Origin of the sequence: Seonamhaeicola sp. (assembly GCF_028281565.1) — a bacterium.
In the GTDB taxonomy this organism is placed as follows: Bacteria; Bacteroidota; Bacteroidia; order Flavobacteriales; family Flavobacteriaceae; genus Seonamhaeicola.
In genome coordinates, this window is record NZ_JANQJQ010000016.1 from 175,232 (window position 1) to 189,858 (window position 14,627).

Here is a 14,627-nt window from a genome sequence, read left to right on the forward strand (position 1 = left end):
TTTATTTTTTTGAAAAATCTTTTAAAGAATATAGGGCCCGGGCCATTAGTAGCGGCGGCTTTTATTGGCCCGGGAACCGTAACTATGTGTACGGTAGCCGGTGTTGGTTTTGGTTATGCATTGCTTTGGGCTATGGTGCTTTCTATCGTGGCCACTGTGGTGTTGCAGGAAATGGCTGCCAGGTTAGGTATCATTACACAAAAAGGCTTGTCTGAAATAATCAGGGCAGAAATTAATAATCCGTTTCTGAGGTCACTCACCGTTATTTTAATATTGTCCGCTATTGTCATTGGTAATGCTGCCTATGAAGCTGGAAACATATCAGGCGGTGTCCTGGGGCTGGAAACCTTAGTAGGCGATCCTAAAATAGAATTATCGGGATTTTCAATAAATACCCTTAGTATTTTAATTGGTATTATAGCATTTGCATTACTTTATATTGGGAATTATAAAGTTATAGAACGTGCTTTGATCTCATTGGTCATTTTAATGAGTTTAGCGTTTTTAACAACGGCCATTTTAACCCAACCCAATCTGTTAGCCATTTTTAAAGGACTTTTTATACCGCGGTTTCCTGATGATAGCCTGCTTATAGTTATTGGTTTGATAGGTACCACGGTAGTGCCTTATAATTTATTTTTACACGCTTCTTTGGTAAAAGAAAAATGGCAGGATAAAAGCGATTTGGCTTTTGCCAGAAAAGATACTGTAATAGCTGTGGTTTTAGGAGGTTTGGTATCTATGTGTATCATTATTTCGGCGGGATCTATTCAAAGCCAGGAGGTAACCAATGCTTCCGACCTTGCAAAAGGATTAGAGCCGTTATTCGGAAGTTTTGCAAAATACTTTTTGGCCATAGGGCTATTTGCAGCCGGCATTACCAGTGCTATTACAGCCCCTTTGGCGGCCGCTTATGTGGCCAGTGGTTGTCTGGGCTGGACATCCAATTTAAAATCGAAACAATTTCGGGGTGTCTGGATATTTATTTTAGTGCTCGGGGTGATTATATCGTCACTGAACCTCAAACCTATTGATATTATTAAATTTGCTCAGGTCGCCAACGGCATCTTGCTGCCGGTCATTGCTATAGTTTTGATCTGGATTATGAATAAATCGTCTGTATTAGGGATTTATAAGAATAATATCAGGCAAAATATTTTAGGATTTCTTATCTTGGGGATAACCGTTTTACTTTCTGTGGCGGCACTTAATAAAGTATTCGGTTTAAATATTTTCCAGTGAATCATTATGTTATTGATATTAATGCCGATGTGGGCGAAGGTATTGGCAATGAAGCTGAATTGATGCCTTATATATCGTCGTGCAACATTGCCTGCGGCGGCCATGCCGGAGACAAGGATACCATGCACGATATTGTGCAATTGGCAAAACAACACAAAATAAAGATTGGAGCACACCCGTCTTTTCCGGATAAGGAGAACTTTGGACGCACTAAAGTTGATATGTCTTGTGCCGCGCTGTTTACTTCCTTAAAACATCAGATAACCGATCTGCTAAATGTATTGTATCATGAGAATGCTACATTGCATCATATAAAACCTCACGGAGCCCTTTATAATCTGGCTGCCGTGGACGAGAAAGTAGCTAATGTCATCATAGAAGTGGTCCAAAGTATGCATCGCCCGGTTCAGTTATATGTGCCTTATGGATCGGTTATTGCCAAATTAGCTCAGGGCCATGGTATCGCCATTACCTATGAAGCTTTTGCCGATAGAAATTATAATAACGATCTAACCCTGGTTTCCAGGCAAAATCATAATGCCCTGATAAGCGATGAAAATCTTATGTTGGATCATGTTTTAAACATGGTTAAACATAAAAAAGTAACCTCCATCAAAGGTAAGGACATTCGAATAGAAGCTCATACATTTTGTGTGCATGGTGATACGCCTAATGCCATTAACTTAGTTAAAAAGCTACATGAAAAATTATCAGAGCATGAGGTTGAAATTAAGTGATTTTTAATGGATTATCAGTTAACATTCAAACCTTACGGAGCACGCGCTATTTTAATAGAATGGCCACCTGTCATTGATGAAGGTGTCCTTTATGATGTTCTTGGTTTTAAAGAAAAAATTCGAAAAGAATCTATTAAAGGGTTACTTGATGTAAATCATGCATATAATTCATTATTAGTTGTTTATAATGATTTTTTATTGAATTTTAAAGATGAGATAGAGGTATTAAAGACCGTATATGAAAAAGGTCAGGATATTCTCAAATCAACCTATCGATTGTGGAGGATCCCGGTGTGTTATGATACCCGTTTTGGTATTGATCTGGAAGCATTGTCCGTTTCTAAAAGTCTATCGATCGATACCATTATAAAGCTGCATTCACAACCCATTTACACAGTTTATTTTATTGGCTTTTTACCAGGCTTTTTGTACCTGGGTGGTTTGGATGAAGTATTGCATACACCAAGAAAAGCAACACCGCGATTAAAAATTGAAAAAGGTGCTGTAGCTATAGGAGGGAATCAAACAGGGGTGTATCCCGATGAAAGTCCGGGCGGTTGGAATATCATTGGAAATTCGCCCATTGACTTTTTCGACATTAAAGAGGAAACCCCTTGTTTTGCTGCTCCGGGAGATCAAATTCAATTTCACCCTGTGTCTTTAAAAGAATACCAGGATATTAAAACCCTGGTTGAAGCCGGTGTATATCAAATAGAAAGTGAGGTGATTGATGATTAAGGTCTTAAGCGCGGGGATTTTTTCAACCATACAGGATTTTGGCAGAGTTGGGTTTCAAAAATATGGTGTACCGTATTCGGGGGTTATGGACCAAAAAGCAGCGTCCTTTGCCAATGCCATTTTAGGAAATAAAAAGGATTTACCGGTTCTTGAAATCACCATGCAAGGGCCGAAATTACAGTTTGATCGTGATACGTCTATTTGTATATCCGGGGCAGACCTATCTGCAAAGTTGAATAGCCATCCTGTTTTAAACAATAAACCGGTATCCATTAAAGAAGGCGATATGTTGTCCTTTGGTAAATTAACTAAAGGATTCAGGGCATATTTAGCAGTTTCTGGAGGTTTTAAAACCGAACAAGTGATGCAGAGTTTTAGTATGTATCAAGGTATAACCGCTAAGTCTAAACTGGAAAAGCACGATGTTTTAGAGATTGAGTCTCAGAATGAATTCAGGGAAAACAAGCATGCAATCATCAAAGTGAATGACGGTTATTTTAATTCAAAAACCATTGAAGTATTCAAAGGGCCCGAGTTTGATGCCCTTTCAGACCATCAAAAAGAGTATCTCTTAAATCAGGAATTCACCATTTCAAAGGATAATAACAGAATGGCCTATCAGTTAAATGAAATGTTGGAAAACAATTTAGAGCCTGTTATTACCTCTCTGGTATTACCGGGAACCGTGCAATTAACACCATCGGGAAAGCTCATTGTTCTAATGCGGGATTGTCAAACCACCGGGGGATATCCAAGAGTATTGCAGCTGAGGGAATCAGCTATAAATGTCTTAGCTCAAAAATTTACGGGACAAATGGTTTCTTTTGGTTTAGATATGTACTAAGTAATTTTTTTTCTCATAAAAGAGCAGTAATATTACTGTAAATTATATTTAGTACTACAAATGGATCTGAAAAAAATAGTATTCCTGACAAGCATTTTCTTAGTTCTTTTTACATATACAGCCAATGCTCAAACTGAAAAGGACAGTGTGTACTTCACCACGGGTTTTAAAATTGGCGAAGTATCCCAATCTTCCGTTATTATCTGGACGCGCCTTTGTAAATCGGCTAAACCGGTTCCTGTGTGGCATGAACGACAGGACAAAACATTCAGGTTTCCAAAAAAGTTTGACAATAATATGCCGGTAAAAGACATGGACGGTGCTGTGGAAGGTGCTTTTGGCCAGGTAAAGATTGAATTATTCTCTGCAAATGATACCATTGTTGTGGATTGGGCCTACGTGTCAGCCTTACAAGATTATACACTTAAAAAAAAGATAGAAGGTTTAAATCCCAATACCCATTATACAGTAAGATTAAGGGGTAGAAAAGGAGAAGACCTCCCGGAAACTAAAGCTTTTGGTGAATTTTTTACTGCACCGAATAAAGATGAGGTGGTACCGGTATTGTTCACATCATCTACCTGTCAGCTTTTCTGGAGTCACGATGACCCCGAAAGAGGGTTTAAGATTTATGACGAGATGAAAAAACTAAAACCCAGATTCCATTCGCAGACAGGCGATTATGTGTACTATGACAAACCGGGGCCCTTTGTTAAAACCATAGAAATGGCCAGGCATAAATGGCATGCTATGAATTCATGGCCTTCATTGAAGGAGTTTTATAGGCACACACCGCTCTATATTGAAAAAGATGATCATGATCTGTTGCGAGATGATGCCTATCCCGGAAGCAAACCGTTAGGTGAATTAACTTTTGAGGATGGACTTGCATTATGGTATGAGCAAACACCTATAGGAGAGAAGCCTTATAGAACCGCCAGATGGGGGAAGGATTTACAGGTTTGGTTTGTTGAGGTGCGCGAATTCAGGTCGGATAACCGAATTGAAGACAGTAAAGACAAAACCATTTGGGGTAAGGAACAAATAGCATGGTTTAAAGAAACTCTTGAAGCCTCCGATGCAACTTTTAAGGTATTGGTGAGTCCAACGCCTGTTGTTGGTCCCGACAGGCCTAAAGGAAAAAACGATAACCATTCAAACAAAGCTTTTCAAACAGAAGGTGCATGGTTAAGAGCCTACTTGGCAAAACATGAGGTTTTCGTGGTTAATGGAGACAGGCATTGGCAATATGCTTCTGTTGATCCGGTCACAGGGCTTAGAGAATTTAGCCAGGGAGCCGTAAGCGATTATCATGCCGGTGGCTGGAGCCAGGATAACGTAAAACCGGAGCATAAGTTTTTGAGGGTTAAAGGCGGATTTCTAGCCACTAAAGTGTACAGAGAAAAAGGCATCCCTATCATTGAGTTTCTTCATTATGATGTAGATGGTAATGTTGTGAATAAAGAAACGTTCAGAAATAAGTAAAAAGAAGTTAAGTATGTTTGTTTTTTACGACAGATAATGAAAATTTTCGTTTATGATAAAAAACGCTGTATTCTCTGTTTTGTTTGTTAGTTGTCTTTTGAGTTGTAAACAGGAGCCTTTAAGTGCTAATGCCATTATTGATAGATCCATTGAAGTTTCCGGTGGAGCGCATGTTAAGAACGCTACAATCAGTTTTGATTTCAGGGATATACATTACACTGCGATTAGGAATGATGGGATTTTTAAATTAGGAAGGACATTTGTTAAAGGACAGGATACCATCATGGATTGGTTAAGTAATGACGCCTTTAAAAGGACTATAAATAACCAACCGCTAAAAGTTCCGGATAGCATGGTTCCAAGATACTCGGCATCAGTAAACTCCGTGCATTATTTTTCGGTATTACCTTTTGGATTAAATGATGGAGCCGTAAATAAAGATTACCTTGGGGATGTTAAAGTTAAAGAGAAGACTTACCATAAAATTAAAGTGACCTTTAATGAAGCAGGCGGCGGAGAAGACTTTGAAGATGTATTTATTTATTATGTTGACACTAAAACTTTTAAGGTTGACTATTTATCTTATTCTTATGAAGAGGATCACGGTATTGGGTTACGTTTCAGAGAAGCTTATAATGAGCGATTTATTAAGGGAGTCAGGTTCGTGGATTACAATAATTATAGACCCAAAAAAGAAAAAGAACCTTTAGATAACCTGGAAGTTTTATTTGAAAATGATGGATTGGAGTTGCTTTCAAAAATTGAATTAAAGAACATTAAAGTAGATTTAAGCCAACTCTAAAGCTATTTCAACCATATCTTTAAACGTAGTTTCACGGTCTTTACTGGATAAACGCTCACCGGTCACTAAGGAATCCGAGATGGTCAGAATCGTTAAGGCGTTTACATTATGCTTAGCCGCTACGGTATATAGGCCGGCAGTCTCCATTTCCACACATAACACGCCGAATTTCGACCATTTTTTATACGATTCAAAATCGTCAGCATAAAACTCATCTGAGGTAAAAACATTGCCTGCTTTAATAGCAATATTTTTACTTTTTGCAGCTTCTACAGCTTTTTGAAATAGTCCGAAATTGGCCGTAGGTGCATAGTCTGCTCCGCCAAAGCGTAACTCATTGACACCGGAGTTTGAAGAGGCTGCCATGGCCAAAACTATATCTCTGATTTCAACATGTTTTTGATAAGAACCGGCACTGCCCACCCTGATGAGGTTCTTAACCCCGTATTCCGTAATTAGCTCATGGGCATAAATTGAAATAGACGGCACCCCCATACCCGTTCCCATCACGGATATTTTTTTACCATGAAAAGTTCCGGTATATCCTAACATGCCTCTGACTTCATTGAAGCAAACCGGATTTTCAAAAAAAGTTTCGGCAATCCATTTGGCACGCAACGGATCTCCCGGAAGTAATATGGTTTCGGCTATATCGCCTTTTTTGGCTTCAATATGTACGCTCATTCGATTTAATAATTTGAATTAGACGAAGACGAAGACCCTTCAACAATAGCTATTCCCGATGATGTCCCTATTCTGTCAACACCTAAATTAATATATTCCAAAGCGGTCTTAGCATCTTTAATACCGCCGGAAGCTTTTATTTTAATGCACTTTTTACAGACACTGGCCATGAGTTTTACATCGTGTATCGTAGCGCCTCCGGTTCCAAATCCCGTAGCCGTTTTAATAAAATCCGCACCACTTTGAATAGCTAGTTCACTGGCTTTAATGATCTCAATTTCTTCAAGATAACAGGTTTCCAAAATAACTTTAAGCGTATGATTTGGCATGCAGGATTTAACAGATTCGATATCTTTCCAAACGGCATCAAAATCTTTGCTTTTTAAAAGGCCCACGTTAATGACCATATCAATTTCATCGGCACCGTCATTTATGGCTGCTTTTGCTTCGGCTACTTTAGCTTCGGTTGACATGGCTCCGAGAGGAAAACCAATGACACAGCATACTTTTACATCGGTATTTTCCAGTTGTTCCTTAGCCAAAGCAACATAACAACCATTAACGCATACCGAAAAAAAACGATACTGTTTGGCTTCATCACAAAGTTTAATAATATCGTCTTTAGTAGCTGTAGCCTTTAAAAGCGTGTGGTCTATATATCTGTTTAAGAGTTTCAAAATCAGGCTAAAGTTAAAGTTATTTTTGGATGCAATCAAACCTTTGATCTCAATATGCTAAGATGAGGCTTTTATCCTGCTGTAAACAATGATTAAAATCAGTTTTGATAAATAAAAAAAAGGCTACATAGTGTTATATAGCCTTTATATCTGATCTATTAAAGTTTTACACGGTGATTTCATTGGTCTTAAACTCTAAAGTAACACCAATTCTTTTAACTCCGGCATCAAGATACTTGCTGGCGGTTTCTTCATCATTTATACCGTCAAATGCACAAATCTTGATAGAACTTCTCAACGTCTTTTTAATGATCTTTACCGCTGTTAAAGTAGCGCCGCCTTTTGAAAAACCGGTAGATGTTTTTACATAGTCCACCCTGGCATCCATGCAGATCTGACAGGCTTTTAGTATTTCATTTTTATTTAATTCGGAAACTTCCAGGATAACTTTAAGAGGGATGCTCCCTATGGCTAATTTTACATCACTGATATCCTTTAAGACCGAAACATAATTTCGGCTTTTCAGTAGCCCTAAGTTTAGCACCATATCAATTTCATGGGCACCGTTTTTAACAGCTGTTTCAGCTTCGTGTATTTTAGAGGCGGTGGCTGTTGCTCCAAAAGGAAAACCAACCACAGAGCAGATCTTTACATGGCTGTCTTTTAATAGTTCTGAGCTCAGGGCCACGTAAGAACTGTTTACACAAACCGAATGAACTTGCCGTTCTTTTGCGTGAAGACACAGGTCTATAATATCACGTTCAGTAGTGTTAGGGTTTAACTGCGTAAATTCAATGTGCTGGAAAATATTCATTCTTATAAGTAGGTTTTTAAATCTATTGTATCCTGTAAAAGATAGAATAGGAGCTATTAATCATTAGGGATAAATGTAGCGTTTGGGGCTTTACATTTAGGCCCAAGTTATAAATTATTATCGTTAAAAATAGGTTTGAGGTCAGATTTTCGACGAACTACAATCTTTATTTTTTTAACTCATTTATTTTCAAATTATTGCATTTTAACTAAGTTTTATGATTTTAAACGGGTTTTTGGGTGTTTTAGTCGTGAAAACTCATTTAAGACGTTTTTGATAAATGCGGTCGTAATTGGCGCAATCGGTCTTCAAAAGAACGAGCCTCTATAGGATTAATAATGGCCTTAAAAAGCCCCATTAAATCTTCGGTATGAAATGCTCTTTTTTGCTTTAAAAGATTGAAATGTACAAAGCCGGACCAAATAATGGCTTTCAGATGACTTTTGTCTTCATTGTACATACGCATTTCTACTTTTAATTCACTGTTGGTATAATGGATCAATTGGGATTCAATGATCACCGTTTCCATCAACAAGGCCGGTTTTAGGTAGGCTATTTGGTTACTGCTGGAAACCCAGGATTTACCTAGTTTATGAGCCATTTTGTATACATCTATATCATAGTTTTTTATCAGTTCATCTTCACGGTGATTCATAAAATAGTTGATGTAGCTCCCATTGTTTAAATGATTAAACGGGTCGCAATCCTGAAACCTGATCTTGGTTTTGCTTTCTAGTACTTTTGGAAGTTGTTTCATGCTTTATATATTTTATACCGATTGGTATATTTTTGATTAAAAAAATTATTTTTTAAGCTCGCTATGTATTAATTGATCGATCTGATTCATGGTGTCTTTTATATAAAATTCGTCATCCATAATATAGGTCATAAAAATAGCCCCTTGTATCATGGTATCTATGCGTTTGGCATATTGCATAGCGTTAATTTCAGTTGAGATCTCACCGGCTTCAATACCATCTTCTATAATGCTACACAATTGATCCTGGATACGCTGGATCAAGTCCCTTACTCGTTTTAGCAATGCCGAATTACTGTAATTGGCATCTACGCCTATATTAATAATCGGACAACCTCCAATGGGCTTGGTTAAAGGGTAATATCCGCGATAAAAGTCGGTTATTAAAAAAAGCTTTTGCAACGGGGAATCACTTAAATTCAAGTGTTTTGAAAGCGGCTTCATTATGGCTTTAACCATATATTTGAAAGATGCATAAGCTAGGTCTTCTTTGTTTTTAAAATTGCCATAAATAGCGCCCTTTGTTAAACCGGTAGCTTTGGTTATATCACTTAGGCTGGTGGCAGCATAACCGTTTTTGTTAAAAATAGGGGCTACCGTTTCTATGATATATTGCGTTGTAAGTGCAGCTTTTGTTGTCATTATGATGCAAATATATAAAAAATATACCAAACGGTATATTTTTTATATGAAAAAAAAGCAACGATCCTCTAATTAAAGATTCACGTTGCTTTTTCAACTAACCAACCAACTATATAGACTGTTGTAAACAAGTTTTGTTACAACAATTTATAAAGTATTTTTAAAATTCTTCGGTAACCAGATCGCCTTGATTTCTGAAAACCAATTTATCATCAAAAGAATCCAGTAAAATAATGCTATCGGTAGTTACCTTACCCGCCAGTATTTCTTTACTTAGAGCATTTAATACTTCCTTTTGAATCACCCGTTTTACAGGCCTGGCACCGTATTCCGGATTAAATCCTTTGTCCGCTAAATATTCAATCGCTTCCTGTGTAGCATCAAACGTAATACCTTGCTGTGCTATCATTTTTGTAACACCTTTCAGTTGTAAGCCCACAATATCAATAATGTTTGCTTTAGATAAAGGCGTGAACATGATGGTATCATCAATTCTATTTAAAAATTCCGGCCGGACACTCTGTTTCAGCAATCCGAGAATTTCAACTTTAGCCGATTCCATCGCAGTTTCCATGTCTTTTACGGCTTCAAATTTTTCCTGAATAATATGACTACCTAAATTAGATGTCATAATGATGATAGTATTTTTAAAATCCGCCACACGTCCTTTGTTATCTGTTAACCTGCCTTCATCTAAAACCTGAAGCAGGATATTAAAAGTATCCGGATGCGCTTTTTCTATTTCATCCAACAGTACCACTGAATAGGGTTTACGTCTTACCGCTTCTGTTAATTGTCCGCCTTCATCATAGCCAACGTATCCCGGAGGTGCTCCCACCAATCGGCTTACGGCATGGCGCTCCTGATATTCGCTCATATCTATACGGGTCATGGCGTTTTCATCATCAAACAGGTATTCTGCTAAAGCCTTGGCCAATTCGGTTTTACCTACACCGGTAGTTCCTAAGAACAGGAAGGTACCAATAGGCTTTTGCGGATTTTGTAAACCGGCTCTGCTACGTCTCACGGCATCGCTTACGGCAATAATGGCTTCTTCCTGACCCACCACACGTTTGTGTAATTCGTCTTCCAGTCTAAGAAGTTTTTCGCGTTCGCTTTGCACCATTTTGGTGACCGGAATACCGGTCCATTTGGCCACTACTTCGGCAATATCATCATAGGTAACCTCTTCTTTTATCAGTGCATTTTCTTGCTGACCGGCAAGAATGGCCTGTTGCGCTTCAAGTGTTTCCTGAGCCTCTTTGATTTTCCCGTAACGTAACTCAGCTACTTTGCCATAGTCACCATCACGTTCCGCGCGTTCCGCTTCCAGTTTGTAGTTTTCAATATCCTGTTTAATGTTTTGAATAGTGTCAACTACTTCTTTTTCACTTTTCCACTTGGCATTGATCTCATTCCTGGCCTCTTTTAAATTGGCCAGATCGGCTCTTAGTGATTTTAACTTGTTCTCATCTTTTTCACGCTTAATAGCTTCAATTTCAATCTCTAATTGCATGATCTTTCTATCCAGAACGTCTAACTCTTCGGGTTTGGAATTGATCTCCATTCTAAGTTTGGAAGCGGCTTCGTCCATTAAATCGATAGCCTTATCCGGCAAAAAACGATTCGTTATATAGCGGGTAGATAGCTCTACGGCTCCGATGATAGCTTCATCTTTTATACGTACTTTATGATGGGTCTCGTATTTTTCTTTAATACCCCGCAGGATAGAAATAGCACTCTCCGTATCCGGTTCGTCCACCATGACCTTTTGAAAACGACGTTCTAAGGCTTTATCCTTTTCAAAATATTTTTGATATTCATCAAGTGTAGTGGCTCCAATAGCTCTTAATTCGCCTCTGGCCAAAGCCGGTTTCAATATATTGGCAGCATCCATGGCACCTTGTCCGCCACCGGCTCCTACAAGTGTGTGGATTTCATCAATAAACAGGACAATGTCCCCATCACTGGTTGTTACCTCTTTGATAACCGCTTTTAGACGTTCCTCAAATTCCCCTTTGTACTTGGCACCGGCAATTAAGGCCCCCATATCTAGAGCAAAGATTTGCTTGTCTCTAAGATTTTCAGGGATGTCCCCATCAATAATTCTATGAGCCAAACCTTCGGCAATAGCTGTTTTACCGGTTCCGGGCTCACCAACCAGTATCGGGTTATTCTTAGTTCTACGGGATAAGATCTGAAGTATTCTTCGAATCTCTTCATCACGGCCAATAACTGGGTCCAGTTTGCCGTCCTTCGCTAATTGATTCAGGTTTTTGGCATATTTACTAAGTGCATTATAAGTATCTTCCTGGCTTTGAGAGGTGACCCTGTCTCCTTTGCGCAATTCCTCTATACTGGCAGTTAACCCTTTTTCAGTAACCCCCTGGTCCTTCAGCATTTGGGCTATTTTGCTTTTCGATTTAAAAACAGCAATGATGAGGTGCTCTACAGATACGTAGTCATCTTTCATTTTTTTAGCAATGATTGCTGCTTCATTTAATGCTTTACCCGCTTCCCTGGACAACATTAATTCACTGCCGGAAACTTTTGAAAAACTTTCCAGTTGTTTACCTAAAGCTTGCTGAAGTATGGAAACATTTACATTAAGTTTCTTTAAAATAAAGGGCAATACATTTTCATCAACTTCAAAAATGCCTTTGAAAATATGTTCGTTCTCTATTTGTTGATGGCCATAACCTTGCGCTATTTGTTGCGCCTGTTGTATGGCCTCCTGTGATTTTATAGTATAATTATTAAAGTTCATAGCGTTAAATTTGTTTTCTTTACAACCACACTTGGTCAATAATCTTACCAATGGTTATAGTCGGACAAAATGTCGTCTAAACCTTGTGTTTGTATGACTTTTCGTCAGTTTGTAAGATTTTAAAAAGTTAACGACTTATATGCTAAAAATGTGGATTCCTGCCAAAGTCTATCTTGAGCGAAGCCGAAAGGCAGGAATGACAAAATTGTTATTGAATATGGGGTTATTAAACAGATTATTCGGAAGTAATGAACCAAAAGAAGAAAAAGTGCTTCCCTGGATTCCTTTAAAGGAATTATCACAATTAGACTTTATAGAAAAAAAATCAGAACATAGGACACAAGTCATTTTTAAACATTCTACCCGTTGCGGTATTAGCGGAATGGTCATCAATCAATTTATTGATGCCTATAATTTTACTGAAAAAGATCTGGATTTATACTTATTAGATATTTTAAGTCATAGGGAAGTATCCAATGAAGTAGGTTATAAGTTCCAGGTTATGCATGAATCCCCGCAGCTCCTAGTCATTAAAAATGGGGAAGTAGTGGCGCATGCTTCACATGGACAGATCACTGCCATAGATTTGGAAAGGTTTGTCTAGTTCGATTACTTCACGTTATTGATAAACCTTAATAATTAACGCGGTATTTTGGGTGGCGTTAAAGGGTTTCAGTATATTTTTGTCTTAAATTTTGGTTAAGTGCAATAGAAATGAAGGAAAAGTAGTCTTTCCGTACTATATTTGCTAATTTGGTCAGATACAAAGATTATATGAAACTTAAGGTATTTAAGCTACTTCTTTTTTCTTCATTCGTGCTGATTTGTTGTATTTGTGCATTCTTTTTTGGCTTTCTTGTGTCTGAGGATAATATGAGAGGTCATTCGAAGATCAGAAGTTTGCTAAAAGGTTCTGAGATAGATGATGATATAGTAATGACATCCATATTTACCGAATTAGAAGCTGTATCGGTTTCAATTCCAATAAATAGAGCCGGAGAAGGAGGCGCCATGACTTCTTTTAAAAATGAGCTGGTTGTGATCACACATGAAGGCCGCATTTTTTTGGTAAATGAATCAGGCTTTAAAGAAACAGCAATTTTAGCTCCCGATAATGGCTTTGGGGCTTATAAAAAAGCCGCTTTATCTGATAAGTTTAAGGATCTAACTCATGTCTTTACCTGGTTTAGGTATAATGATATTCTTTATTATTTTGAGAATGATCATGATTATCTAGTCTTATCCTATACGGAGTGGCTCGCTGATGACGAATGTTATGGAACTGCCATTGCCAGGCTTAAATTACCAGCAAACACGAATTCTTTACTGGACGTTAAAATAGAACCAACTGATTGGGACATTGTATACCGAACACAACCTTGTTTGAATCTTAAATCGGAATACAGGGCTATGGAAGGCCATATGGCAGGCGGAAGAATGGCACTCTATTCAGGCCATAAGATAGTACTTGGGAATGGCGATTATCATTGGGATGGGGTGTATGCCCCGGAGTCTTATGCTCAGGTAAAAGATAATGATTATGGCAAAGTTTTAGAAATCGATTTAGATTCAGGAACCTCTAAACATTTGTCATTAGGAAATCGAAATATGCAAGGTGTTATGGTAGATGATTTAGGTCAAATTTGGGTGGCCGAACACGGTGTGCGGGGAGGAGATGAGCTTAACTTAATTGAAAACAACCAGAACTATGGATGGCCTAATGAGACTTTGGGTACAACTTATGACAACCAGCCCTGGCCAATGAGTAGTAGCTATGGCAGGCATGAGGAATATGTGGCTCCTGCGTATGCCTGGATTCCTTCGATAGCGGTTTCAGGCATAACTCAAATCAATGATTTTCATCCTGCCTGGGACGGTGATTTGTTAGTGTCTACACTCAGGACCCAAAAAATATTTCGAATCCGTATCAAAGGTAAAAGAGTTTTGTTTGCTGAGCCAATCGATGTAGGTGAAAGGGTGCGATATGTTCATCAACACAATGATGGTAAAATCGTGTTATGGACAGATAGTAAAAAAGTACAATTTATCGCTCCTGCAGACAACCAAAATATTAAGGATGTGTTAGAAGATTTTTGTACGGAACAAAAATTGGATAATAGTCAGAAGCATAAGTTTTTGTCTTCTGTAAACAGATGTATGGAGTGTCATGAATTCAACAATTATAATCACGAAAAAGCCCCGGGTTTGGAAGGTATTTATAATAGGGGCATTGCTACCACAGGATATAAAAATTATTCACAGGGCCTGCATTCTAAAGGGGGTAAATGGACCCGGGAGAACTTAAAAGCCTATTTGAAAGACCCGCAAGCTTTTGCTCCGGGAACTTCTATGCCAGATCAGGGGCTGGAAGATTCAGAAGCACTGAAAAGCCTAATAGACTTTCTGGAAAAGTTAAAATAATCTACATTTATTCTACA

At 38.2% G+C, this 14,627-nt stretch carries 14 protein-coding genes; 8 read left to right on the forward strand and 6 right to left on the reverse strand.

What is annotated here, in order from left to right:
* Window positions 1-9: 9 nt before the first annotated feature.
* From Q0983_RS08565 to Q0983_RS08590, 6 genes are read left to right on the forward strand one after another with little or no spacing between them, the layout of a single operon-like run.
* A complete protein-coding gene (locus Q0983_RS08565; RefSeq protein WP_299551386.1) occupies window positions 10-1,242 on the forward strand; it encodes an Nramp family divalent metal transporter in 1,233 nt (410 codons plus the stop codon).
* Window positions 1,239-1,979, forward strand: a complete 741-nt coding sequence (gene pxpA / locus Q0983_RS08570; protein WP_299551389.1) for a 5-oxoprolinase subunit PxpA — start codon at window positions 1,239-1,241, stop codon at window positions 1,977-1,979. Before Q0983_RS08565 ends, pxpA begins: the two co-directional genes overlap by 4 nt.
* A gap of 6 nt (window positions 1,980-1,985) precedes the next feature.
* Complete coding sequence (gene pxpB, locus Q0983_RS08575) at window positions 1,986-2,717, forward strand: 5-oxoprolinase subunit PxpB (RefSeq protein WP_299551392.1); 732 nt, start codon at window positions 1,986-1,988, stop codon at window positions 2,715-2,717.
* Entirely contained in the window at window positions 2,710-3,561 is an 852-nt protein-coding gene (locus Q0983_RS08580) for a biotin-dependent carboxyltransferase family protein (protein WP_299551395.1), read from the forward strand. The genes pxpB and Q0983_RS08580 overlap by 8 nt, the downstream gene beginning before the upstream one ends.
* A gap of 60 nt (window positions 3,562-3,621) precedes the next feature.
* The gene (locus Q0983_RS08585; RefSeq protein ID WP_299551398.1) at window positions 3,622-5,046 is read left to right on the forward strand and encodes an alkaline phosphatase D family protein; all 1,425 of its coding nucleotides are present in this window, start codon (window positions 3,622-3,624) and stop codon (window positions 5,044-5,046) included.
* A gap of 52 nt (window positions 5,047-5,098) precedes the next feature.
* Window positions 5,099-5,848, forward strand: a complete 750-nt coding sequence (locus Q0983_RS08590; protein WP_299551399.1) for a DUF6503 family protein — start codon at window positions 5,099-5,101, stop codon at window positions 5,846-5,848.
* On the opposite strand, the gene deoD is transcribed toward Q0983_RS08590, so the two are convergent.
* The 6 genes from deoD to clpB form a co-directional block, all read right to left on the reverse strand.
* Complete coding sequence (gene deoD, locus Q0983_RS08595; RefSeq protein WP_299551401.1) at window positions 5,834-6,532, reverse strand: purine-nucleoside phosphorylase; 699 nt, start codon at window positions 6,530-6,532, stop codon at window positions 5,834-5,836. The genes Q0983_RS08590 and deoD overlap by 15 nt on opposite strands.
* Window positions 6,533-6,537: 5 nt before the next feature.
* Window positions 6,538-7,209 carry a deoxyribose-phosphate aldolase gene (gene deoC / locus Q0983_RS08600; RefSeq protein ID WP_299551404.1) on the reverse strand — a complete coding sequence of 224 codons (672 nt, stop codon included), beginning with the start codon at window positions 7,207-7,209 and terminating at the stop codon, window positions 6,538-6,540.
* Window positions 7,210-7,375: 166 nt separating this feature from the next.
* On the reverse strand, window positions 7,376-8,023 hold the full coding sequence (deoC, locus tag Q0983_RS08605) for a deoxyribose-phosphate aldolase (protein ID WP_299551407.1): 648 nt from the start codon (window positions 8,021-8,023) through the stop codon (window positions 7,376-7,378).
* A 262-nt stretch (window positions 8,024-8,285) separates the two neighbouring features.
* Complete coding sequence (locus tag Q0983_RS08610; protein WP_299551410.1) at window positions 8,286-8,780, reverse strand: acyl-CoA thioesterase; 495 nt, start codon at window positions 8,778-8,780, stop codon at window positions 8,286-8,288.
* Between the two features lie 45 nt (window positions 8,781-8,825).
* The gene (locus Q0983_RS08615) at window positions 8,826-9,422 is read right to left on the reverse strand and encodes a TetR/AcrR family transcriptional regulator (RefSeq protein WP_299551413.1); all 597 of its coding nucleotides are present in this window, start codon (window positions 9,420-9,422) and stop codon (window positions 8,826-8,828) included.
* Between the two features lie 160 nt (window positions 9,423-9,582).
* Window positions 9,583-12,189 carry an ATP-dependent chaperone ClpB gene (gene clpB / locus Q0983_RS08620; protein WP_299551416.1) on the reverse strand — a complete coding sequence of 869 codons (2,607 nt, stop codon included), beginning with the start codon at window positions 12,187-12,189 and terminating at the stop codon, window positions 9,583-9,585.
* A 217-nt stretch (window positions 12,190-12,406) separates the two neighbouring features.
* On the opposite strand from clpB, the gene ytxJ reads away from it, so the two are divergent.
* Both ytxJ and Q0983_RS08630 read left to right on the forward strand, forming a co-directional pair.
* Window positions 12,407-12,793 (forward strand): bacillithiol system redox-active protein YtxJ, encoded by a 387-nt coding sequence (ytxJ, locus tag Q0983_RS08625; protein ID WP_299551579.1) that lies wholly within the window; start codon window positions 12,407-12,409, stop codon window positions 12,791-12,793.
* A 269-nt stretch (window positions 12,794-13,062) separates the two neighbouring features.
* Complete coding sequence (locus Q0983_RS08630) at window positions 13,063-14,610, forward strand: PQQ-dependent sugar dehydrogenase (RefSeq protein WP_299551419.1); 1,548 nt, start codon at window positions 13,063-13,065, stop codon at window positions 14,608-14,610.
* The last annotated feature ends 17 nt before the right edge of the window (window positions 14,611-14,627 follow it).

Coding starts and splice junctions, on each gene's coding strand:
- clpB (WP_299551416.1), bottom strand. CDS start 12,189: ATGAACTTTAATAATTATACTATAAAATCACAGGAGGCCATACAACAG.
- Q0983_RS08585 (WP_299551398.1), top strand. CDS start 3,622: ATGGATCTGAAAAAAATAGTATTCCTGACAAGCATTTTCTTAGTTCTT.
- deoC (WP_299551407.1), bottom strand. CDS start 8,023: ATGAATATTTTCCAGCACATTGAATTTACGCAGTTAAACCCTAACACT.
- Q0983_RS08615 (WP_299551413.1), bottom strand. CDS start 9,422: ATGACAACAAAAGCTGCACTTACAACGCAATATATCATAGAAACGGTA.
- Q0983_RS08580 (WP_299551395.1), top strand. CDS start 2,710: ATGATTAAGGTCTTAAGCGCGGGGATTTTTTCAACCATACAGGATTTT.
- Q0983_RS08630 (WP_299551419.1), top strand. CDS start 13,063: ATGAGAGGTCATTCGAAGATCAGAAGTTTGCTAAAAGGTTCTGAGATA.
- pxpB (WP_299551392.1), top strand. CDS start 1,986: ATGGATTATCAGTTAACATTCAAACCTTACGGAGCACGCGCTATTTTA.
- ytxJ (WP_299551579.1), top strand. CDS start 12,407: ATGGGGTTATTAAACAGATTATTCGGAAGTAATGAACCAAAAGAAGAA.
- deoD (WP_299551401.1), bottom strand. CDS start 6,532: ATGAGCGTACATATTGAAGCCAAAAAAGGCGATATAGCCGAAACCATA.
- Q0983_RS08590 (WP_299551399.1), top strand. CDS start 5,099: ATGATAAAAAACGCTGTATTCTCTGTTTTGTTTGTTAGTTGTCTTTTG.
- Q0983_RS08610 (WP_299551410.1), bottom strand. CDS start 8,780: ATGAAACAACTTCCAAAAGTACTAGAAAGCAAAACCAAGATCAGGTTT.